The sequence below is a fragment of the Maribacter stanieri genome (assembly GCF_900112245.1).
Classification (GTDB): Bacteria; Bacteroidota; Bacteroidia; order Flavobacteriales; family Flavobacteriaceae; genus Maribacter; species Maribacter stanieri.
Genome location: NZ_FOYX01000003.1, coordinates 117370 through 141656, shown reverse-complemented (window position 1 = coordinate 141656; position 24287 = coordinate 117370). Strand labels below are relative to the sequence as shown.

The following is a 24287-nucleotide window of genomic DNA, read 5'->3' as shown; positions in this document are numbered from 1 at the left end:
TGCATTTCATCGATAAAACCCAATAAATTCTGATACTTAAGAAGAATTTATGTTAAAGAAAACGAGCATGCCAACTCTCAGAAGCAGGAACTTCCCAGTACTCAAGATACTCCCCTTTATTGGTAACCAGATTGTTGAACACAATTGTATTCTTAGAAACTGCTTTTTGCTTTGCCATAGCCTTAAAATCCAATAAACTTTTATAGGCAACAAATTCACCTTGTTTATAGGAAACATTCATTTTATCTAATAAAAGTACATTGTATTTCTTTTCAAGAGCTTGTATAAAATGTACCGAGGCATCTATAGAACAACCTGTAGCTCCTTGGGTAGTTTGATCAAGTGCAATAACAATAAAACGCTTATACTTTATTTCATACCCAGCATTTAAATCATTACCATGTGCGGTCCATGATGTTAGAAAAGTATCAAGATCTAAACTTATTTCTTCCATTTCACTATCAGAAAATGAACGGCTACATTGATAGATCCAAACTCTTGCGGTTTCGGGTAATGTATTAAATTCTACTAGCAAATTTTATTGTTTTAGTATTATAAATCTTCTGCAGTTGCAATCATTTCAGCAATATCCATTACTTCAACAGCATCTTCCTTTTCTTTGTTCTTAACCCCATCTGTCATCATTGTATTACAAAAAGGACAACCTGCGGCAATAATATCCGGTTTAGTTTCTAAAGCTTGTTCCGTACGTTCTATATTAACATCCTTATCACCTTTCTCTGGTTCTTTGAACATTTGCGCACCACCAGCACCACAACATAGACCTTTTTGCTTACAGTTTTTCATTTCCACAAGCTCTGCGTCCAGTTTTCTAATTAAGTCCCTAGGAGCTTCATAAACACCGTTTGCTCTACCTAAATAACATGGATCATGAAATGTAATGCGCTTACCCTTAAAGGTACCGCCTTCCATTGATATTCTTCCTTCGGTAAGTAACTGTTTTAAGAATTGTGTATGGTGAACTACTTCATAATTCCCACCCAACCCAGGATACTCGTTTTTAATCGTATTAAAACAATGTGGACAAGCTGTAACAATCTTCTTTATTTCATAGGCATTTAAAACCTCTATATTTGTTACCGCCTGCATCTGAAACAAGAATTCATTTCCCGCGCGTTTTGCAGGATCTCCGGTACAACTTTCCTCAGTCCCAAGAACTGCAAAAGATACATTTGCCTTGTTCAAAATCTTAACAAAAGCTTTCGTTATCTTCTTTGCTCTATCATCAAAACTACCAGCACAACCTACCCAAAATAAAACTTCCGGTACAGTTCCCGACGCAAAAAACTCTGCCATTGTAGGCACTTTTAATTCACTTGCCATATTTATCTTTAAGATTCTTTACTCCAATTTAAACGGTCCATTTGGTTAAATGGCCAAGGTGCTCCATTATTCTCAATATTACCCATCATGTTATTCAAATCTGTAGGAGCAGCAGATTGTTCCATCACCAAATATTGTCTCATATCCATAATAATAGATAATGGATCAATACTGATTGGGCAAGCTTCAACACAGGCATTACAAGATGTACATGCCCACAATTCTTCTGGAGAGATATAATCGTTTAATAATTGTTTGCCATCATCTTTAAACTCGCCATTATTCTCATCAATTATTTTACCTACTTCCTCTAATCGATCACGTGTATCCATCATTATCTTTCGAGGAGATAATTTTTTTCCAGTTTGATTTGCAGGACACTCACTAGTACAACGACCACATTCGGTACACGTATAGGCGTTCATAAGTTGTACCCAACTCAAATCTTGTACATCAGACGCACCAAACTTATCTGGAACTGCCGCATCTTCCGCAGGTTCAGCATATGGGTCTGCATCAGGATCCATCATCATACGAACTTCATCCGTTACAGATTGTAAATTTTTAAACTGTCCTTTTGGTGTTAGTCTTCCATAGTATGTATTTGGAAACGCCAATAGAATATGTAAATGCTTTGAGTAATATAAGTAGTTTAGAAAAAACAAAATTCCGGCAATATGTGCCCACCATGCTGTACGTTCTATTATTATCAATGTAGATACAGATACGTTCTCAAAAATTGGAGCGATAAAACTACTTATAGGAAATGACCCAGCAGCTACATAATGATCCGCCCCCATTTGTTGCAACTGATAATCTGCCGCATTCATAGTTAAGAACAATAACATTAATACCAATTCTATATAAAGAATTAGATTTCCGTCTTTTTTAGGCCATCCTTCCATTTCTGGCTTAAAGAAACGTTTCAGTTTAATTACGTTTCTTCTTATCCAAAAAATTACAACAGCAACAATGACTAGAAAAGCCAAAATTTCAAAAGATCCTATTAAAAAACTATAGACAGGACCTAAAACAGCAAATAACCTATGGGTTCCAAAAATACCGTCTAAAATTATTTCTAGAACTTCAATATTAATAATGACAAAACTAATATATACTATGATATGTAATGCACCTGCAATTGGGCGTACAACCATTTTAGATTGCCCAAGAGCAATCTTTGCCATGTTCTTCCAACGCCGTGGTTTATTATCAGTTAATGAGGCTTCTTTACCTAAAAATATATTGCGTCTTAACTTTGAAATATTCTTTACAAAAAAACCAACACCTACAATAAGTAGGATTATGAAAATAATATTAGGGAGATATTGCATATAAATTAATCTTCTTTATTCTCTATAGAACTTGCAGCAGGATCATCTTCTGGAACTTCATACTCTTTTTGCTTTTTACCAAAAACTGAAACATTTACATATCTCTTTGGATTTAAACGGAAATCTTGAAGCAGCAAGTCTAATTCTCGTGATGCATTATTTAAATTAGTATACATTTCCTTATCGTTCATTAGTAACCCTAATGTTCCATCGCCATTCTCAATTTTCTCTGTTACTTTATCTAAACTTGCCATTGTAGATTCTAGACTTGCCAAAGTTCGTCCAAGACCTGCAGAATTTAATGAATCTGAAAGTTTGGCAAAATTAGCAGTAAGCTTTTCAAAATTTTCAATTGAGCTATCTAGCTTTTCCTTATTATTTCCTAAAACGGTATTTAAGGATAAGGCCGTGTTATTAAGATTTGATATTAGAACATTTAAACCTCCAATAACCTCTTTAAGTTCTTTTTTAGTTTTTTCGTCTAAAACAGAGTTAACGTTTACTAGTACAGAATCTGCACCTGAAATGGCAGATTCTACCTTACGGACTAATGGATTTAACTTTTGTTGAGCCAAATCTGTAATACCAGGTCTTGTTTCTGTTCGCAGAGTATCGCCAGATTGAGCCTCTACTTGATCAAAAACGGGTTTAATCTGTAAGCCTTTACCACCTATAATACCTGTATCGTATAATTCAACGGTACTGCCTTTTGAAAATTTAAAGTCATTGCCAACAGTAAATGTCACCAACAAATTCCCTTTTTCATCTAAAAACTTAATATCGTTTACCTTACCAACACTAAAACCGTTAATAGAAACGGTTGTACCAGATTGTAATCCGCCAACATTTGGGTAAATAGCATAGAAGGTTTTACTGTTGTCAAAAATTGGGGTCGACTTCAGATAACTGAATCCCATGATGAACAGTAATATGCCACCTATAACAATAATACCTGTTTTTAATTCTCTAGATAGTTTCAAGAAATTATATTTTTAGTATACTCAAAATTATGAATAATATTTACACTTTATGGAGTAAATTCAGAAACCTCGTCTATTGCTTCTTGAATTGGAATTCTCTTACCTAATTTATAAGCCACAATATATGCTGACGAGTAACCTTTTTCTTTTGCCTGAGTTTGCATCATTTTAGCCTCTCTAAATGATCTTGTCTCACCATACATATAGCGATATAGATTTTTATACGGTTCTTGAGAAAGATTAGAAAGTCCTTTAAAATTACTTGGATTAAGAGCTACATTTTTACTACTAGCCATTAATTGAATTTTAAAAACAATAGATTTCGCTACTTCATTAGCATCTATAGCTTCTTTCACCTTAACCGCTGGCACTTCCACTACTTTCTTTGGTTCTTCAACTTTAGGCAGAGTATTAGTAACCTCCGGCTTTTTTACTTCAGCAACTTTTTCTTCAACTGCCTCTGTTATAATTTCTTTTTTCTCCTCTGCTTTTTCTACAATTTCTTCCTTAATCGGTGGTGCGTTTGGCTTGGCAACGTTAGTTTCTACATTCTTTATAGTTGGTTTAACACCTTCCTTATAATGTAAAATTGCTTTCGCAATAGCATCGCCCATATCATTCTGCCCTTTAGTAGAATTTAAATAAGCTCCTTCATCTTTATTCGTTAAAAATCCAGTTTCCACTAGTACACTTGGCATAAAAGTTTGATGTAAAACTATAAAACCTGCTTGCTTAACTTTTCTATCTGTTCTTTTAAGTTTGTTTGAAAAATTATCTTGGATCATCGTCGCCAACGCAACACTTTGATCTAAAAACTCCTCCTGCATAATAGTTAGTCCGATAACAGATTCTGGTGAATTAATATCATAATCCGCATATCTGTTTTCGTAATTATCTTCTAAGTAGATAACGGAGTTTTCTTTCTTCGCTATCTCAAAATTTTGTTTGTTAGCATGAAGTCCTAATACAAAAGTACCGGCTCCATGAGCATCGGAGGTATGAGAATCGCAATGCACAGAAACGAACAAATCTGCATTTGCTTTATTAGCTACCTCTCCCCTAACGTATAAATCTATGAAAGTATCATCTTTACGTGTATAGATTACTTTAATATCCTTGTTTTTAGAAAGAATCTCACCAACCTTCAAAACTATATTAAGAGCTATTTTTTTCTCTAAATAACCATTACCTAAGTTTCCTGGATCATGACCACCATGCCCCGCATCTAATACAACAATAAAAGGATCATCTGATTTCACTTCTTGTTCAGAAACCGAAAAAGACAGTAGTAATAACGCTGTTATTGAAACTAATGCAATGCTAAAGACTTTTATTTTCATATGTGTTAGGGATTATATCGCCCTTATTATGGTTAAATTTATTGTAAGACCCTATATAGAGATTAAAAAATATATGTAAGTTTGACATCTTAAACAACGGCTCATTGGACCGCCAAACCTTTACAAAAATAGGATATATAGCCTTGCAATCAAACAAACATTACTTACTTTTCCTATTCATGGTTCTTGCCGGTGCTTTTTCTGCTATCGGTCAAGAAGGTAAAATTACGCCTCTTAAAATAACTGCTGAAAGAGATTCAATAATCGCGCCATTATTCCCACCAGAGGCTTTAAAAGACTCAACAGCAACAGATTCGCTAGCATCAGATTCTCTCAATCAAAAACAACCTTTGCTATTAGATAAAATTACATATAAAGCAAAGGATTACGTTAAACTAAGCCAGAAAGAAAATAAAATATATCTATACAACGAAGCAGAAATCTATTATCAAGATACCGAACTTAAAGCTGGCATCATCATCATGGACTACATTAAAAATGAAGTTTATGCTGGTAGAATGGTAGATTCTCTTGGTAATTATTCCCAATTACCTTATTTCAAACAAGGTTCAAACATTGTTATTCCAGATTCTATACGATTTAATTTCGATACACAAAAAGCCTTAATTTGGAATTCAAGAACGGAACAACAAGCTGCCGCAGGTGCTTTAGGCAGTGATGCCATGAAGGTATATGCAGAGATTACCAAAAAAGAAAATGATTCTGTTTATTTCTTAAGCGAAGGTAAACTTACCACATCGACAGATACTATAAACCCGGATTATTACATTAGGGTAAGAAAGGCAAAATTCGTACCCAAGAAAAAGGTTATTGCGGGTTTCAGTAATTTATATATTGCAGATGTACCTACCCCTATTGCAATGCCTTTTGCTTATTTCCCTCTTTCTCAAGGTAGATCTGCTGGTATTTTAATGCCCTCTTTTGGTAACGACCCAGACACTGGCTATTTTCTACAAGATATGGGCTACTATGTACCATTGGGTGATTATGCCGATGTTACACTTTCAGGAGATTTTTATACAAATGGTAGTTATGCTTTCAGAACAGCTTCTATTTATACAAAACGATATAAATATCGAGGTAATGTAAACTTACGATTCGAAAATCAAGTTAACAGTCAAAAAGGTTTTAGCGATTATAGTTTATCACGTAATTATAATATTCAATTTTCGCATTCACAGGATACTAAATCAAGTCCTAATTCAAGATTTTCTGCATCTGTAAACTTAGGTAGTAGTGAGTATTATAGAAATTCTTTACAACAACGAAATTTACCTAACACACAGAATAATACTTTATCATCTTCAATTTCATACTCAAAAACATTCCCTAATTATCCGTCGGTGAATATGAGTTTAACCGCTACACATTCGCAACTGACTTCAGCAACAGCTACAGAGTCTGACACAGATAATATTACCATGACCTTACCTACTTTTCAAGCAAGTGTAGAGCGTATTTACCCTTTCGTAAAGCGTGATGGCATAAAAAAGGGAATTATAGATAACATCAATTTTCAGTATAGCGTAAATGCCCAAAACAGGCTTACCACCAATGATGAAGATTTTTTAACCAGTAAAATGTTTGATAATGCTCGTGCAGGTGTTAGCCACAGTATACCAATAGCTACAAACTTTAAAGTAGCTAAATTTTTCAGTGTAAGTGTCGGTGGTAATTATGAAGATGTTTGGGCTTTAGAGACCTACAACAGAAGCTATGACAATGATTTGGAAGAGGTGGTTATAGATTCCATTAGTGGATTTGACCGTTACAACACCTATAATTTTAGCGCAAGTATTGGTACCACGCTGTACGGAACATATGTTTTTGGTGAGGACAAAAAGTTTCAAGCACTTAGACATACCGTAAGACCATCTATAAGTTATGGCTATGCCCCATCTTTTGAACAGTTTTATGATGAGTATTTAGATGAAGATGGAGTTGAAGTACAATATAGTCGTTTTCAAGGGACATTAAATGGAGCACCATCTTTAGGCAAATCTAATAGCTTAAGTTTTTCATTGGCAAATACTTTAGAAGCAAAGGTAAAAGATAAAGATTCCACTAAAACAGAACCTAAGAAAATATCATTATTAAGCAATTTCAATATTTCAACTGGGTATAATTTTGAATCTGATTCCCTACGATTAAACCCTTTAAGCATTAATGGTGGTACCAATATTCTTGACAATAAAATGTCGATTAACTTTTCTGCTGGCTTAGACCCTTATGCTATTGATAACAATGGAACTAGAATAAATACTTTCAACATAGATAATGGAGGTAGCCTCTTTAGACTTACAAGAGCAAATGCAAACGTTTCGTACTCTATAAGCAGTGAAATGTTCGGTAAGAAAGATGATAAGAATAGAGACGAAGAAGAAGAGGACCCTTTTGATTATGTAGCTCAAAGTGGTGGTAGAGATGATGATCTTTTTGGTAGGGCAGATGATTTCAATTCCAACCCTGTTAAAAGAGGCGAAAAAGATTCCGATGTAGAAAACCCCATTTTCGGGACAAAAATCCCTTGGAACTTTAGATTAGCATATTCCGCTAATTATAGTAACTCTGCGCGACAAAATGAATTTAGCAGTCATTCCCTAATGTTTTCAGGCGATATAGAACTTGCACCACGTTGGTCTGTAGGTGGTTCTTCCGGTTACGATTTTAAAAATCAAGGTTTTACATTAACCCAGCTACGTTTTCAAAGAGATCTAAAAAGTTTTACCATGCGTTTTAACTGGACACCATTTGGAACTTATAAAAGATGGTATTTCTTTATTGGTATAGATTCTTCTATTCTTAAAGATCTTAAATGGGAAAACAGAAGTCAAAACTAATCCCTAAATTTTAAACAACATGAAAAAAGTAATAAATACAGAGAATGCTCCTGCTCCTATAGGACCGTATAATCAAGCAATTTTAAGCAATGGGACTTTATATATTTCAGGTCAAATTCCTTTGAATCCTAAAAGTGGCGAATTAGTTTCTGGAGACATCAAGCTTGAAACCAAACAATCTATGGAAAATTTAAAGGCCATTTTAACCGAAGCTGAAATGACCTTTGAAAATGTTGTTAAGTCGTCTATCTTTCTTAGTGACATGAATCAGTTCACTGAAGTAAACGAAATATATGCTTCTTATTTTAATGCTGAAACAGCACCTGCAAGAGAAACAGTAGAGGTTGCAAATTTACCGAAATTTGTAAATGTTGAAATCTCTATGATTGCTGTAAAATAAGATTTACATGTTGGCACGGTGAAAATCTACAAGACCTTCAATAGGTCTTTGTCTAATAACACCCACTATTAAATCGTTTCTAAGTAATACAGATGTTAATTCATCTCTTAGATAATGCGCAATACTACCCACAAAATTGATTGGAACTTTAGTTGCCAATTCAAATTGCATAACATAGTTATTTATAAACTGTTGAAAACCTTTATCAATAACACCTTTAGCATAAGGATGCTCTTTGTTTTCAATCAAAAATCTAGCAAATGTTGCCAAATAAGTATTTGGGTTTGGCTGTTTGTATAAGTTTTCTTTTATAACATCGGCATCCAAATCGTGTTGCTTTGCAAATTTATGAGCTAAATCTGCAGGCATTTTATGGAAATAATAATCACGTATTAATTTACGTCCAAAGAAGTTACCACTACCATCATCCATAGGTATATAGCCTAATGATGTAACTTTCTGAAAAAGTTGATTTCCATCATAATAACTACAGTTAGAACCTGTACCTAAAATACAAACGATACCTTGATGACCAACTTTTGTTGTAGCAAATATGGCAGCATAAGTATCTTCTTTAACATCTGCTTTTGCGTTAGGAAAAAAGTCTTTGAAAATGCCTTTCAAAAACAATTTCATACGATCGGTTCCACAACCTGCACCATAGAAGTAAAGGTGAGATACCTTATCTCTATTTTTAGAAAGCTCAAAATTATTTGCAAGGCGATCTTCGATAACATCTTTTGTCAACACTTCTGGACTCAAACCTAAAGTTTGTGTCAAAAAAAGTTGTTCGCCATTTTCATTCAAAGCAATCCAATCTGACTTGGTTGCACCACTATCTACTATTAAAATCATATACCGAATGTCTTTAAAAAATAAACCTGAAAATAAGGAAAAAAAGCCTCATTTTCAGGTATTATCTATGTTATACTAAAATGAAGGTTATAACGTGTTAACGTGCTGAATTAGGTCTACCATTTTATTAGAGAAACCAGCTTCATTATCGTACCAAGAAATTAACTTGAAGAAACTAGAGTTCAATTCGATACAAGCACCAGCATCAAAAATACTAGTTCTAGGGTCACCAATAAAATCTTGAGAAACAACGCTCTCTTCAGTATAACCTAATACACCTTTTAATTCACCCTCAGAAGCTGCTTTAAAAGCTTTTTTAATCTCTTCTAAAGATGTTTCTTTTTTAACTTTCACTGTTAAATCTACTACAGAAACATCTGCAGTTGGCACTCTAAAAGCCATACCAGTAAGTTTTCCTTTCAATGCAGGTATTACTTTAGTTACTGCAACCGCAGCACCTGTAGATGCAGGTATAATATTCAACATTGCACTTCTACCACCTCTCCAGTCTTTTCTAGAAGGACCATCAACTGTCATTTGCGTTGCAGTAGTCGCATGAACTGTTGTCATTAACGCTTCTTCAATACCAAAGTTATCATTAACAACTTTAGCCAAAGGCGCTAAACAGTTTGTAGTACAAGAAGCATTAGAAACGATAGTATCCGTTGCTTTAACATCTTTATGGTTTACACCCACTACGAACATTGGGGCATCTTTAGAAGGAGCAGAAATTACAACTTTTTTAGTACCACCATCAATATGATATTGAGCAGTTTCTAAAGTTGTAAAAATACCAGTACATTCAGCAACAGTATCAGCACCAACTTCATCCCACTTACAGTTCTTAGGATCTCTCTCAGCAGTAATACGAACAGTTTTACCGTTTACGATTAAGTGACCATCTTTTACCTCAACAGTACCATCGAACTTACCGTGAACTGAATCATATTTCAATAAGTAAGCTAAGTGCTCAACATCTAATAAATCGTTGATAGCTACTACATCAACATCACCACGTTTTACCGTTGTTCTGAAGACCAATCTACCTATTCTACCGAATCCGTTTATTCCTATTTTCAAATTTGACATTTTCTCTATTTTTATTATTTAATATTATGTAGTCATTATTTCTGAAACTCTAATAAGTTCCTTATCAATCTTAGTATGTCCTTTGATTGCTTTATTAATAGGCGTCAATGTCAGTTTGTTGTCTTGGATACCAACCATTAAGTTAGTTTTCCCCTCTAACAAAGCTTCCACAGCCTTCACTCCCATTCTACTAGCTAGTACACGATCATAACAAGAAGGAGCTCCTCCTCTTTGCATATGCCCTAATACAGATACACGAACATCATAAATTGGTAAATGTTCTTCAACGTATTCTTTAAGTTCAAATACGTTCTTACCAGATTTATCACCTTCCGCAACGATTACGATACTAGAAGACTTACCAGATTCCTTACTTCTCTTTAAAGATTCAAGCAATCTATCTAAACCTAAGTTCTCTTCCGGAATCAGAATTTCTTCCGCACCAGCACCAACACCTGCATTTAATGCAATATGGCCAACATCCCTACCCATAACTTCCACAAAGAAAAGTCTGTTATGAGAACTAGCTGTATCTCTAATTTTATCGATACACTCTACTACCGTATTTAAAGCGGTATCAAAACCTAAGGTAAACGTGGTTCCGAAAATATCGTTATCAATAGTACCAGGTATACCTATTACGGGGAAATTATATTCTCTATTGAATATCATTGCACCAGTAAAACTACCGTCACCTCCAATTACAACAAACGCATCTATACCAGCTTTAAGTAATTGCTCATGCGCTGTTTTTCTACCTTCTGGAGTTCTAAAATCATCGCACCGGGCAGACTTAAGTATAGTACCACCTTTATTAATTATATTATTTACACTACGGGCGTCCATTGGTTTAAAATCGCCCTCTATCATACCTTGATACCCTCTATAGACTCCAACGCAATCCACTTTTAAGTAGGCACATGTACGAACTACTGATCTTATGGCAGCATTCATGCCTGGAGAATCACCTCCTGAAGTCAGTACCGCTATTTTTTTTATTTCTGAAGACATTGAAAAATTTAAGCCAACGAAAGTAAGAAATCTTATGCTAAAAAGGAATAAAGATGAGACTCATTTTAAGAAAAAATCAACGAAAAGGATTTCGTGTTAACACATTCTAACCTAAACTCTTAAAGTTGTTTATTAATTAACAATAATCATGAAATAACCTACTGATTCAATGATTTTGGTTTATCGTAAAAACGAATTAAACTATCATTGCCCATTACAGAAGATGGGGTTTCAATTTCTTTTACAGGTAAGGGCTCCACTTTTTCAATTGGTTTTGTTCCTAATATTTTTTGAAAAAGCTCTCTAAAATTATTAAAATCTACTTCGTAAGACAAACCAGCACCTTGTGTAGACCCTTGCTGATCGGATAAATATGCTTGAATCTCGCTTTGTCTACTAAAGAAATTCGCACTTAAGGTACCTTCTTCATTCAACAAAACTTGTATTTCAAAATCACCTGCAACCAATGTTTCGCTAGATGCACCTACCGGAACCCCTACTTTACCGTTGAATAAAATTCTATCTGAAATCTGTGTGGACACTGTAACACCTATACGGTCATCGGTTTCTATATCTGCAGACCTATCTAGTATTCCCTGTTCATAAGACAAACCAAGATTGAATTTATCATTACCACCACTTAAAATAGAATTTAAGATACTGGAAGCACTTTGCACCAAATTACCCGTAATTGCTTGTTGATTAATTCCACTTTGAGAATTCACGAACGTACCTTGTGCCAATAGAAAAATGGCATTCTTTTCTTCTACTGTTGGATCTTGTAATCTATACTCCAATTCTGATTTCACAATTGAGTTAGTACCGGGAAAATCAATTCCAAAATCAATATCTGGACTTTGAAGTTGCCCTGTTAAACTTATAATTACATCTGTTGGAATTCTACGTGTAAAACCGGCATCATCAAGTAACGGTGCAGGATTGGCATTTAAAGAATAAACCGCTTCCATATCAAGAATGGCTTCTAAGGGCTTTTGATCCCAATTAATAGTTCCACCAGGTTCCACCTTAAACTTCTTATCTATTATACCGCCAAATTTATAATTGAACTCTCCCGTAACAACAACATAATCTCCATACATCTCAAACTTACCGTTGGTATTGATCTGTATCAAAATAATACCAACACCCGTACCTTTTAATGCGCTTCCGGTTTTAGTATCAGTTACAATTTCAATTTCAGCATCTGGTGTAACATCAAGGTTAAATTCTAGCTCAAGCCCTTGATAATCTTTTAATTGACGCTGACCTTCAATTCTTTTCTCATCATTCTTTTCTATAAAATTGATAAATGAATAGTCACCTAAACTAGCCACATCACTTAAAGGAATTTTTAATGAAGTTCCTTTAGCAGTAGCACCATCAACAGTAATATTTAAGGCCGTAGTTGGACCATAAATACGCCCTGTTCCGTTTAAATAACCAGTTCCATAATATAAATCTCCCTCTTTAAATTCGGTATTAAGAATTAAGAATCGATCATTTTTAGTGTCCACATTTAAGTCTAATACCCAATCCTTAAAAAAACTGTGGGTAATGGTTCCGTCTAAATTTGCTCTTGTACCTTTAGCTACATCTTCTAAAGCTATATTTTCAAAGTCGAATGTCTGATCTTTAAGTATTACCCTAGACCTTGGCGCAAAACCATAATCCACATTCAGATAAGGCACTGCAATACCGGCATTATCTAAAGTAAGGAGTCCGTTAAAACTAGGGTTATCCACATTACCCTGTATACTTACCCTACCATCTATATCACCTCTAATCCGATCAATAACACCCTCCCCTAATGGACTAAAGGGTTCTAATCCGAAGTTATTAAAATTGGCAATTAAATTTGCCCTAGGCACGTCTCCTTTATTCTCTACACTACCAACTACACTAAACTTTTCAAGCCCATTGTCTGACAATTGAGAATTAACTTGAAACTCTGATAAATCCTTATTACCAATGATACTTATGGCTAAATCTCCAAGAGGAATATCATTAATGCCAAACTTTTCTATATTCAGATTAGAGGAAGGCAAATATATACCGTCTTTCTGCAAAACATTTAAAGTACCATTGACCTCGCCTTGTAGCTTAAGGCTATCAATGACTGGTGTTATTTTATCTAAAGAGACTATTTTAAATTGCAATTGAAGATCTTTATAGGTGGAATCTGCCAACTGACCTTTCAACCGAATTTGTTCTTTTTCTTCATTATTCATTACAATTTCCTGAATTGTAATACTGTCTAATGCCCTATTTAAAATAACCTTGTTCTTGGTATCACCATCCTTATTTAATACCCATTTATTACCCTTAAAATTAACGTCTGACGTTTTAAGACCAATAACAGACTTATTGTCTTTATTGAATGTATGGTAGAAATTCAGGTTATAAGAATCATTAAAATTACTACCTCCTTTAAACTCAGACCTAAAGAATAGCGTATCTTTTAAAGTAGTGTTAATAAGGTTAAAATCTTTGAAATTATAATAAGGTGTATCTAACTCACCAACAGAAACGAATGTATTAAACAGCGGATTCTTATTATCTATTCTAACCTCAATATTATCTGCAGCAGTACCAAAAGCTTCTATGCTTGGAGATTCGAAATTTAACTTAAAGTCCCCTTCATCAGCAACAATATTTCCTTTTATAAAAGTATTTGGATCAAACCGTACCTCTGGAAAAAATACATCTACAATTTTGTTATAAATTTTAAAATTAAAGGAAAGGCTTTGACCGTCTGAAATTTGAAAAGGCCTATAGTTTGTATAAATACTACCCAATGAATTTTGCACAAGTTTACCCAATTCGCGTACTTTAAAATTACCTTTCATAAAACCGGTAATAATATCAGGAGAATTAATATTAATTGTCCGTGCTCGCTCACTATCAAAACTAGAGGTTACGGCAAAATCTTCAAAATAATAAGTATCGTTTACATTTTGATAACTAGTTTGGGTAAAATTGATATCACCCACAATATTATCTAGCGTAGTACCCGTAATGTCCATACTAACATTTCCTTTAAACACAGAAACGCTATCTTTAATAAAATTCAATTTTTTTAAATCGGCATAATCTACAGATGCAATGAAGTTGAAGTTATTTCTGGCTTCGGCAACATTTGCCAACCCTTTAAAATCGAATTTGAAATTCTCATCATTACTCACTAAAGAACCATCAAACAACTGGTCTTTAATTATACCAGAAACCCGTAAATCTTGATAATTATAATTATTAAATTCTATAGAGTATATCTGTCCGATTACTTCCGTATTCAACTTCTCTTTAATGAAACCCTTACCTTCTACATTAAAATCTAAAGTAGTTTTTCCTAAATTTTTATTCTCTGTAAAATCACCTAAATCGAAATCTATTAAAGAAATAAAACCTTTGTACGTTGCATTATCAATGTTGTTAAAATCACTCAAAACAATATCGGCATAACTACTACCAACCGCAGTATTCAAGTTTACTTTGGCATCTACAGAAGAGTTTGTGATAAAAGCATTACCACGGATAGTAAACTGCCCTAATTTACTAAAAGAAGATGGCAGTGAATTACCTATTAAGTTAGGCAACAATGCATTTAATTGATAATAACTACTGGTTACGTTTTTCATTTCAGCATTTAAGCTGAATGGCTTTTGTTTGCTGAATAAATTTTTAAAATTAAAATCTCCACGTATACCTGTATCATCAGAAAACAAAAAGAGATTATCGGTATTCAAATCATTTAATACTCCGTTTACATTCGCATTAAAAGTTACTTCTTTTCCTTTACCAAATTCATTGTAAAGCAAGTTGATTTCGTCAAATGCTACCTTAGACTCCTTAAAATCTGCTACAACATTTACTTTATTCAAAAAGTCTTTAAAATCTTCACGGTTGTAATTAAATACCAGATTACCATCTAAAGCTGAAAGTGGCGTTTTTATCTTTAGAGAATCAAAACGCATTTGCTGTTTCGTGTACTTAAAATTAGTAGCTAACCTATCTACTTTCAGTCCACGGTTACTAAAAAAGGACATTTCTTGAATATCTGTTGAAACTTCTGGTCCAAGTATTAAAAAATCTGCGGCATTAATATTTAGACTATCAAAATTTAAAACAGTGGTCTTTTCTAAATTCTCATCGATATATTTGAACCTACTTTTTTTAATAGCTATATAGGAAGAAGATAATCTAAAAGGCGGAGTACCAGGTGCCCTTGGCTTACCATCATCAAGTTTATCTACAAAGACCTCTAAATTGGTATTCTTTTCTCCAAAATATGTTTTTAGTTTAAAGTTTAATTCATCTACAGAAATATCACCAAACTCCAAATTACCTTGGGCTAAATTTCCAATACTTAAAATGGAAGTTTTAAGCTCATTTACATAGAAGAGCGTGTCTTTTTTATAATCTTCTATAAAAACACCTTCTAAACCTGTATTCCAAGAAATTAATGAAACTTTTAAACGGTCTATATTAATATGAGTACCATATTGATCGTTAATTTTTTTCGTAGCAAACTGTGCCAATAAGGTTTGTACCATTGGCAATGAAAAAATGATGGTACCTAAAACACATATCAGCAAAAGCACCAATAATGTTCTAACCAATATTTTTCTCAGTTTTTTGATAGGTCTTTATGTTTTACCTTTGTTATTCAAATTTTATTCCAAAAATGTTGGAACACGAAACAATATATATACTTGCTATAGAATCTTCTTGCGATGACACTTCTGCGGCAATTTTAATGAACGATAAAGTGCTCAGTAATGTTGTGGCTACCCAGGCTATTCATAAAGAATATGGAGGGGTCGTCCCTGAACTGGCTTCAAGAGCACATCAGCAAAATATAGTCCCTGTCGTTCATCAAGCCATAGCCAAAGCAAATATCGATAAAAAACAATTATCAGCCATAGCATTTACTCGCGGACCTGGACTAATGGGATCTTTATTGGTAGGTACTTCATTTGCAAAATCTTTATCGTTAGGTTTAGGCATACCTCTTATTGAAGTTAACCATATGAAAGCCCATATTTTGGCTCATTTTATAAATGATGAGACCATGAAGGCACCTGCATTTCCTTTTTTAGCTTTGACTATTAGTGGTGGGCATACACAAATTGTTCAAGTGAACGATTTCTTTGATATGAAAATCATAGGACAAACCTTAGATGATGCCGTTGGTGAAGCTTTTGACAAGAGCGCAAAAATTTTAGGGCTACCCTACCCTGGCGGACCATTAATAGATAAATATGCAGCAAACGGTGACCCTTATAAGTTTGAGTTTCCAATACCTAATGTCAAAGAATTAGATTTTAGTTTTAGCGGATTAAAAACTAATATTCTTTATTTTATTCAAAGAAACACAAAGGAAAACCCTGATTTTGTCAAAAACAATTTAGAGGATATTTGTGCATCAATTCAATACACCATTATTACCATTTTGATGAAAAAACTTAAAAAAGCAGTCAAACAAACTGGTATAAAAGAAATTGCAATTGGTGGTGGTGTTTCTGCTAATTCTGGTATTAGAAAAACACTAATAGAAGCCCAGACCAAATATGGTTGGAAAACATATATACCCAAATTTGAATACTGTACAGATAATGCTGCTATGATAGGTATTGTAGGGTATCACAAGTACAAAAACGAATCTTTTTCCGATCAAGATATTACGGCAAAAGCCAGATATGTAATTTCTTGATTTAAACGAAAAATTCTATGCAACTATTTTACAACCCAAACATACAAGCCACCGATACTTCATTCACTTTTGACAGCAATGAAAGTAAGCACATCATTAAAGTACTAAGAAAAAAAAATGGTGATGAATTATGGATCACCAATGGTAATGGCTATTTGTTTGAAGCTAAAATAATCGATGATCATATAAAGAAGTGTAAGGTTGAGCTCATTTCTTCAAAAAAAACGCATGCTAAATCTCATTGGCTACATATGGTTGTTGCTCCTACAAAAATGAACGATCGTTTTGAATGGTTTTTAGAAAAAGCAACCGAAATAGGTGTAGACGAAATAACTCCTATAATTTGTGATAGGTCTGAGCGTAAAGTATTAAAGTTAGAACGCATGCACAGGGTTTTAGAATCTGCCATGAAACAATCCCTACAAACATATTTACCCAAGTTAAATGAACCAATTAACCTCTCTGATTTTTTAGATAAGCCAGTTACTGGGCTGCAATTTATAGCTCATTGCGAAGATAGCGAGCGTCATGAGTTAAAAAGAAGGGTTGCCGCAGATAAAGATGTCACAATTTTAATTGGTCCGGAAGGTGATTTTTCACCGAATGAAATTAAAAATGCCCTAGCAAAAGGTTATGCACCTGTAGCTATGGGAACTACAAGATTAAGAACAGAAACGGCAGCAATTGTCGCTTGCACAATAGTTGCTTCAATTAATAATGGGTAATCAAAATATGACACCTATTATTGAACAAATAATCCTTTCTTTTTAAGACCGTCTAATTTTGTAGATTTGACTATGAAAAAAATTGTTTCAACTTTCATCTTTTTCATAGTACTATCAAACGTGCCTATTAACGCGCAAGAAATAGCAATCTTGAAATATCAAGGTGGCGGTGATTGGTATGCCAACCCTACAGCTTTACCCAATTTAATAAAGTACTGCAATAACAATATTGGCACAACCTTATCCCCTAAACCCGAAACTGTAGAAGTTGGTAATAGCTCAATTTTTCAATACCCGTTTTTACATATGACAGGTCATGGTAATGTTGTGTTCTCAGATGAAGAGTTAGAGAACTTGAGAAACTATCTTCTTTCTGGCGGTTTTTTACACATCGATGATAATTATGGCATGAAACCATATATTACCCGAGAAATAAAAAGACTATTTCCTGAAATAACTTTAGAAGAGTTAGGATCTGAGCACCCCATTTTTAAAAATAGTTATTCTTTCCCAAAGGGATTACCAAAAATTCATGAGCATGATGGCCAACGCCCGCAGGCATTTGCCATTTCCCATAATAATAGAATTGTATTATTATTCACCTCTGAATCAGATTTAGGTGATGGATGGGAAGATCCTACCGTACATAACGACACTCCTGAAACAAGGGAGAAAGCATTACAAATGGGTGCAAATATTATAACCTACGCTTTTAAAAATTAACCAATGACTTCAAAGACAATTTCACAAGGCATTTTACGAGCCATAGGGGTAATAGTAGGTATTGTTATCTTAATTTATTTTCTCTACACCATACAGTCCGTTTTGGCCTATTTAGCCATCGCAGCTGTCGTTGCTTTAATAGGAAGTCCGTTAGTCCGTTTTTTTAGGTTAAAACTTAAATTACCTAATATACTTGCCGTCATCATTACAATGCTTTTAATGGTAGGAGTTTTAGCCGGTATTGTCGCACTATTTATTCCATTGTTATCCGAGCAAAGTAAAAATTTATCCCTATTAGACATTGATGAATTACAAACAAGCTTAAACACATTGTATCATCAAATCACTAACTATTTAGGGCTTTCATCACATATTGTTGAAGACGTTATTGATGATGCCGGTCTTGAAAAGAATATTTTAGAAGGATTGGATATTGGTTTTATACCCAACTTTTTAAATTCCTTCTTGAATGTACTAAGTACAGCGAGTATTAGCTTGTTTTCAGTTCTCTTTATCTCATTTTTCTTCTTAAAAGACAGCAAGTTATTTGAACATGGACTTTTAATTTTTATTCCTAAAACAAAAAAGAAAGGAACCACCAATTCTTTAATAAAAATCAATGGACTGCTATCTAGGTATTTTGTTGGTCTGTTGCTTCAAATTTTCATCTTGTTTGTTATCTATACTATTGTGCTTTTAATTGTAGGTATAGAAAATGCGGTTGTAATCGCTTTTCTCTGCGCCCTATTCAACATCATACCATACATAGGTCCAATTATTGGAGGTGTTATTATGCTAACTCTTACAATGACCAGTAACTTAGGTTCAAACTTCAGTGAAGTTATTCTTCCTAAAACAGGTTATGTTTTTTTAGGTCTTTTATTCGGACAATTGGTAGATAATTTTTTCTCGCAACCATTCATATTCTCTAATAGTGTAAAATCTCATCCTTTAGAAATATTCTTAGTAATTATAATAGCCGGCTTATTGTTTGGTGTTGTAGGTATGATTGTTGCCGTACCTGGTTACACAGCTATTAAGGTGATATTAAAGGAATTTTTATCAGATAACCAGATAGTAAAATCTTTGACCCACAATCTTTAGAACATTGGTGAATTTTGAAATACTCTCTAGTGAAGTGCAACAGTTTATCTATGATAACCTTAATATGGACATTCATAAAATTCTTTTATCTAAATCGAAATTTACTGATGTATCTTCTAAAGAATTAGTAGAACAAATTGAATCTAAAGTAAAATCGAAATCCAAACTTCCCACTTGGTTTGCCACAGATAATATATATTACCCCAACAAGCTTAATCTTTCTCAAACTTCCTCTGAGATAACAGCAAATTACAAAGCATCACTTGTAATCGGTAAAACCCTAATTGATATTACCGCTGGTTTTGGTGTTGATTGCTTTGCCTTCAGCAAAAAATTAGATTATGTATTTCATATTGAAAAAAATGATGACTTATCTAAAATTGCCGCTCATAACTTTAAACAGTTGAAAAGAGAAAATATAGAATGTTATTCTTCCGATGGTTTATCATTTCTAAAAAAGAGCAATAGAACTTTTGATTGGATATATATTGATCCGTCTAGAAGAGATAAGGATAATAAAAAAGTCTTCTACCTATCTGACTGCGAACCAGATGTTACAACTCATTTGGATTTTTTATTTTCGAAAACTTTAAATATTCTCATTAAAACCGGTCCTTTATTAGATTTAAAAGTGGGTTTAAGAGAATTAAAGAATGTAAAAGAAATTCATATTGTTGCTATTAACAATGACGTAAAGGAAGTTCTTTGGGTAATAGAAAAGGAATATGCCTTAGAACCCATAATTAAAACACTTAATTATAAATCCGACACAGTACAGCAATTCAGTTTTAAATTAAGCGAAGAACAAAATGCCTTAGTTTCTTATTCTCAACCACTGACCTATATATATGAACCAAATGCCGCTATTTTAAAATCTGGCTCTTTTCAATATTTGGGCACAAATTATAATCTTCACAAAATACACCCAAATTCGCACCTTTATACTTCTGATCAATTAATTGATTTTCCTGGTCGCATTTTCAAAATGAAAAATACATATGACTATTCTAAGAAATCCTTCAAAAAATCAGGTATAAAAAAAGCAAATGTTACAACTAGAAATTTCCCTGATTCCGTTATTAATATTAGAAAAAAATTAGGTATTAAAGACGGTGGCGAGAACTACCTATTTTGCACTACAAATATCAATGATAATTATGCGATTATTTCTTGTTCGCAAATCTTTTAAACCTTAAAAAAACCCTTTTAAATCTAAAAACATCTTGCCTTTTTTCAAATTTTCGAAAGGAAAAAATCAAATACTACAACGTTATATATTACCTTTTAACGTAATTTTTATCTACATAATCAACTAAAGTTGTTAAAATTTTAACTTGACAATTTGAAAATTTCAATAGCCCTAAATTATTGATACCTTAATGATTACGTATATAAACACAGATTATAACATTTACAATGATCCACAATAGTATTATTAGCTTCATAATTTAACGCTATTGAATTATCGGTATTTGAACTAAAATTGCTATTATTATACCGGATTTTGATTTTTTTAACATTTAACTATTGCAATACTAAATTTTAAAAGGTCAAATTCTACACAATTAATTTAAACTAACAAACAACAATGATTATGAGTCAAAAACGTGATTACACGTTGATGAAATCCAGAAAAAGGTCTTCCTTTATTAAGTCTGGGGTTTTATCAATGCTTGTTTGCTTAGGAGCCCAACTGGCCCAAGCAAATGAAGACACAAGTACTTCAAACGAAGTTGAAGTAAAAATGCTTCAATCTACTATTACCGGAACCGTTCTTGATGAGTCTGGACAACCATTACCTGGTGCCAACGTCGTAGAAAAAGGTACTACTAATGGTACACAAACAGATTTTGATGGTAACTATAGCTTAAATGTAAATGATGGTGCTACATTAATTTTCAGCTATATAGGATTTAAAAGCACTGAAATTGCCGTAAACGGCCAATCAAGCGTTAATGCAACTTTAGCTGAAGATGCTGCTGCACTTGATGAAGTTATTGTAACAGGATATTCAACACAAACTAGAGGTGACCTAACTGGTTCTGTAGGTAGTGTAGATGTTTCTGAAGCAACTAAAGCTCCTATTGTAAATGCTGCTGAAGCATTACAAGGTAGAGTTTCGGGTGTAACAATTACAAATAACGGTTCTCCTGGAGCATCTCCTGTAGTAAGAATTAGAGGTTATGGTACAGGTAACAGTAATGACCCATTATATATTATTGATGGTGTACAAACTGATGATGCCAGTATCCTAAATTCTATTAACCCTGCAGATATCGATCAAATGAACGTTTTGAAAGATGGTGCTGCAGCAATATATGGAGCAAGAGCATCTAATGGTGTTGTTATTATTACAACTAAAAGTGGTGGATACAATATGGATTCTGCTAGAGTATCAGTAGATATGTATACTGGATTCTCACAAGCTACCAATGTTCCTGAGCTTTTAAATACTGAGCAACACGGTGAAATGATTTTTCAAAGTTTAAGAAACGACGGTGCGGTACCATCTCACGCTCAATATGGTGATGGTCCAACTCCTGTGGTTCCTGCAACTTTACAAAGAGCTCCTGTTAGCGCTACGGTAAAACCAGGCGGTGGAACAGATTGGTTAGATGAAATTTACAGAACAGCTATTACCCAAAATGCTTCTATTACATTAGAAAATGGTAACGAGCAATCTAAATTTCTTTTCTCTGCTAGTTATTTAAACAGACAAGGTATTCAAATTGCAACTGGTTTTAAAAGAGGTTCTATTCGTTTAAACTCTGAATTTAAAATTGGTGACAAAATCAAAATTGGTGAACACACAAATATTTCTTTTGATAGAAGAAGTGGTGGTCAATCTTGGTTCAACTTTGCAACTAGAATGTCTCCTTTAGTACCTGTTTATGATGATGAAGGAAACTATGCAGGTAATTACAGTAATGATACTGGACTTTCTAATCCAAACAACCCAGTAGCTGAAGCAAACAGACAAGCAGATGATTTCAACAAAACCCTAAGAGTTTTTGGTGATATTTATGCGACTTTAGACATCATTGAAGGTTTACAATTTAAAACATCAATTGGTGGATCTATTAGAGCATATAATGATAGACGTTTTAGAGCTCTTATTCCAGAATCATCAGAGCCACTTTCTACAAACACTTTAAGGGAAGCTGATCAAGATTCTTACGAGTGGGTTTGGTCTAACACTTTAAGCTATAACAAGTCTTTTGGCGACCATAACATTAATGCATTGGTAGGTGTTGAAGCAGTTAATGTAACAGGTAAAGGAAAGGAAATTACCAGAACTGATTACTTCTTTGAAACTCCTGAATATTACTTGCTAAGTAATGGTGGTGGTGCTCCAAACGTAGCATATGCTTATGATAACGCATCATCTTTATTTTCATTATTTGGTACTGTAAACTATAACTATAATGGTAAATACTTATTAACTGCAACAGTAAGACAAGATGAGTCTTCTAGATTCTTAGGTGACAACAAGAGTGACATCTTCCCTTCTTTCAGTGCTGGTTGGGTAGTAAGTAATGAAAACTTTTGGCCTACCGATGGCGTAGTTAGCCGTTTAAAGTTTAAAGGATCTTGGGGTCAATTAGGTAACCAAACATTACCTGTAAACAACCCTACAACTAACATCTCTGTTTTGAGTGAACAATATGGTAACTACGGATTTAATGGTAGTGGCGGTGTTTCTCAAGGAGCTGTATTAAATGCTGTAGGTAACCCAGATTTAAAATGGGAAACTAGTGAAACAACCAACTTTGGTGTAGAACTTGGCTTCTTTAATAACAAATTAAATCTTGAAGCAGAATACTTTGTTATAAACACTAAAGATTTAATTAACCAAGATGGTAGCTTAATTAGCTCAACTGCAATTGATGCTGCTCCACCTTATGTTAACCTTGGATCAATACAAAACAAAGGTATTGATGCTACTTTAAGTTTCGCAGACCAAACTGAATCAGGTTTTAGATACGGTATTGATGTTAACTTCTCTAGTTATAAAAATGAAGTTACCGAGTTAATTAATGCTTTCCAACCAGGTTGGGGTGGTTTTAGAACTACTGGTACTGTAACAAGAACTCAAGAAGGTGAGCCACTTTCTTCTTTCTACGGTAGAATTGTTGAAGGTATTTTCGCAACAGAAGCTGAAGTTAGCGCTAGTGCTGATCAAGGATTCGCAACTGCTGCTGACGGTGTAGGTAGATTCAAGTACAGTGATATTAATGGTGATAACGTTATTAATGATGACGATAGAACTTTCATAGGAAGTCCTCACCCAGATTTCACTTATGGTTTCAACTTAACTATGGGTTATAAAGGTTTTGATATGTCTGCCTTCTTACAAGGTTCTCAAGGAAATGAAATCTTTAACAATGATAAAGTTTATACAGATTTTCCAACATTCTTTAATGCTAACAGAAGTACAAGAGTATTAGATTCTTGGACTCCAGATAACTTAGATGCATCTTTACCTGCACTAAGTGCTAGTATTACTAACAACGAAGGAAACTCTAACTCTTTCTTCGTAGAAGATGGTTCTTACATGAGATTAAAAAACCTTCAAATCGGTTATACTTTTGATGAGCAAGTTTCTGCTTTATTAGGTATGGATAGTGTTCGTTTTTATCTTCAAGGAACCAACTTGCTTACTATAACTGGTTATGATGGGGTTGACCCAGAATTACAACCAAGATTTGGTGATAATGGAGCAATAGACAACTTAACAATAGGCGTATCTGATAACAACTATCCTTTAGCCTCAATTTACTCTTTAGGAGTTAATTTAAAATTTTAAAAAA

The 24287-nt window shown here is 33.8% G+C and carries 17 protein-coding genes; 8 read left to right on the top strand and 9 right to left on the bottom strand.

What is annotated here, in order from left to right:
* Positions 1-52: 52 nt before the first annotated feature.
* From BM296_RS14495 to BM296_RS14475, 5 genes are read right to left on the bottom strand one after another with little or no spacing between them, the layout of a single operon-like run.
* Complete coding sequence (locus BM296_RS14495; protein WP_091903997.1) at positions 53-535, bottom strand: ABC transporter ATPase; 483 nt, start codon at positions 533-535, stop codon at positions 53-55.
* A gap of 17 nt (positions 536-552) precedes the next feature.
* Positions 553-1344 carry a (Fe-S)-binding protein gene (locus BM296_RS14490; protein ID WP_027066476.1) on the bottom strand — a complete coding sequence of 264 codons (792 nt, stop codon included), beginning with the start codon at positions 1342-1344 and terminating at the stop codon, positions 553-555.
* 8 nt (positions 1345-1352) lie between these two features.
* A complete protein-coding gene (locus BM296_RS14485; RefSeq protein ID WP_091903995.1) occupies positions 1353-2678 on the bottom strand; it encodes a 4Fe-4S dicluster domain-containing protein in 1326 nt (441 codons plus the stop codon).
* 5 nt (positions 2679-2683) lie between these two features.
* Positions 2684-3658, bottom strand: a complete 975-nt coding sequence (locus BM296_RS14480; protein WP_091903993.1) for an MlaD family protein — start codon at positions 3656-3658, stop codon at positions 2684-2686.
* A 47-nt stretch (positions 3659-3705) separates the two neighbouring features.
* Positions 3706-4998, bottom strand: coding sequence for an N-acetylmuramoyl-L-alanine amidase family protein (locus BM296_RS14475; RefSeq protein WP_091903991.1), 1293 nt, complete (start codon positions 4996-4998; stop codon positions 3706-3708).
* 179 nt (positions 4999-5177) lie between these two features.
* Here BM296_RS14475 and BM296_RS14470 point away from each other — a divergent pair, with 179 nt between their 5' ends.
* Together BM296_RS14470 and BM296_RS14465 are read left to right on the top strand one after the other, a co-directional pair.
* The gene (locus tag BM296_RS14470; protein WP_245787044.1) at positions 5178-7859 is read left to right on the top strand and encodes a putative LPS assembly protein LptD; all 2682 of its coding nucleotides are present in this window, start codon (positions 5178-5180) and stop codon (positions 7857-7859) included.
* Between the two features lie 19 nt (positions 7860-7878).
* On the top strand, positions 7879-8259 hold the full coding sequence (locus tag BM296_RS14465; RefSeq protein ID WP_027066471.1) for a RidA family protein: 381 nt from the start codon (positions 7879-7881) through the stop codon (positions 8257-8259).
* 3 nt (positions 8260-8262) lie between these two features.
* On the opposite strand, the gene BM296_RS14460 is transcribed toward BM296_RS14465, so the two are convergent.
* The 4 genes from BM296_RS14460 to BM296_RS14445 form a co-directional block, all read right to left on the bottom strand.
* Positions 8263-9114, bottom strand: coding sequence for an N-acetylglucosamine kinase (locus BM296_RS14460; RefSeq protein ID WP_027066470.1), 852 nt, complete (start codon positions 9112-9114; stop codon positions 8263-8265).
* An 87-nt stretch (positions 9115-9201) separates the two neighbouring features.
* Positions 9202-10203 carry a type I glyceraldehyde-3-phosphate dehydrogenase gene (gap, locus tag BM296_RS14455; protein ID WP_091903988.1) on the bottom strand — a complete coding sequence of 334 codons (1002 nt, stop codon included), beginning with the start codon at positions 10201-10203 and terminating at the stop codon, positions 9202-9204.
* A 24-nt stretch (positions 10204-10227) separates the two neighbouring features.
* Positions 10228-11214, bottom strand: coding sequence for a 6-phosphofructokinase (gene pfkA, locus BM296_RS14450; RefSeq protein WP_027066468.1), 987 nt, complete (start codon positions 11212-11214; stop codon positions 10228-10230).
* Between the two features lie 158 nt (positions 11215-11372).
* Positions 11373-15830, bottom strand: coding sequence for a translocation/assembly module TamB domain-containing protein (locus BM296_RS14445; RefSeq protein WP_317041553.1), 4458 nt, complete (start codon positions 15828-15830; stop codon positions 11373-11375).
* A 65-nt stretch (positions 15831-15895) separates the two neighbouring features.
* Here BM296_RS14445 and tsaD point away from each other — a divergent pair, with 65 nt between their 5' ends.
* From tsaD to BM296_RS14415, 6 genes are all read left to right on the top strand, one after another.
* Positions 15896-16924 carry a tRNA (adenosine(37)-N6)-threonylcarbamoyltransferase complex transferase subunit TsaD gene (gene tsaD, locus BM296_RS14440; protein WP_394365309.1) on the top strand — a complete coding sequence of 343 codons (1029 nt, stop codon included), beginning with the start codon at positions 15896-15898 and terminating at the stop codon, positions 16922-16924.
* A gap of 17 nt (positions 16925-16941) precedes the next feature.
* Entirely contained in the window at positions 16942-17649 is a 708-nt protein-coding gene (locus BM296_RS14435; RefSeq protein WP_091903984.1) for a 16S rRNA (uracil(1498)-N(3))-methyltransferase, read from the top strand.
* Positions 17650-17721: 72 nt separating this feature from the next.
* Positions 17722-18372, top strand: a complete 651-nt coding sequence (locus BM296_RS14430; RefSeq protein ID WP_091903982.1) for a DUF4159 domain-containing protein — start codon at positions 17722-17724, stop codon at positions 18370-18372.
* A 3-nt stretch (positions 18373-18375) separates the two neighbouring features.
* Positions 18376-19476, top strand: coding sequence for an AI-2E family transporter (locus BM296_RS14425; RefSeq protein WP_091903980.1), 1101 nt, complete (start codon positions 18376-18378; stop codon positions 19474-19476).
* A 7-nt stretch (positions 19477-19483) separates the two neighbouring features.
* Complete coding sequence (locus tag BM296_RS14420; RefSeq protein WP_091903978.1) at positions 19484-20665, top strand: THUMP-like domain-containing protein; 1182 nt, start codon at positions 19484-19486, stop codon at positions 20663-20665.
* Positions 20666-21070: 405 nt separating this feature from the next.
* The gene (locus BM296_RS14415) at positions 21071-24283 is read left to right on the top strand and encodes a SusC/RagA family TonB-linked outer membrane protein (protein WP_245787030.1); all 3213 of its coding nucleotides are present in this window, start codon (positions 21071-21073) and stop codon (positions 24281-24283) included.
* The last annotated feature ends 4 nt before the right edge of the window (positions 24284-24287 follow it).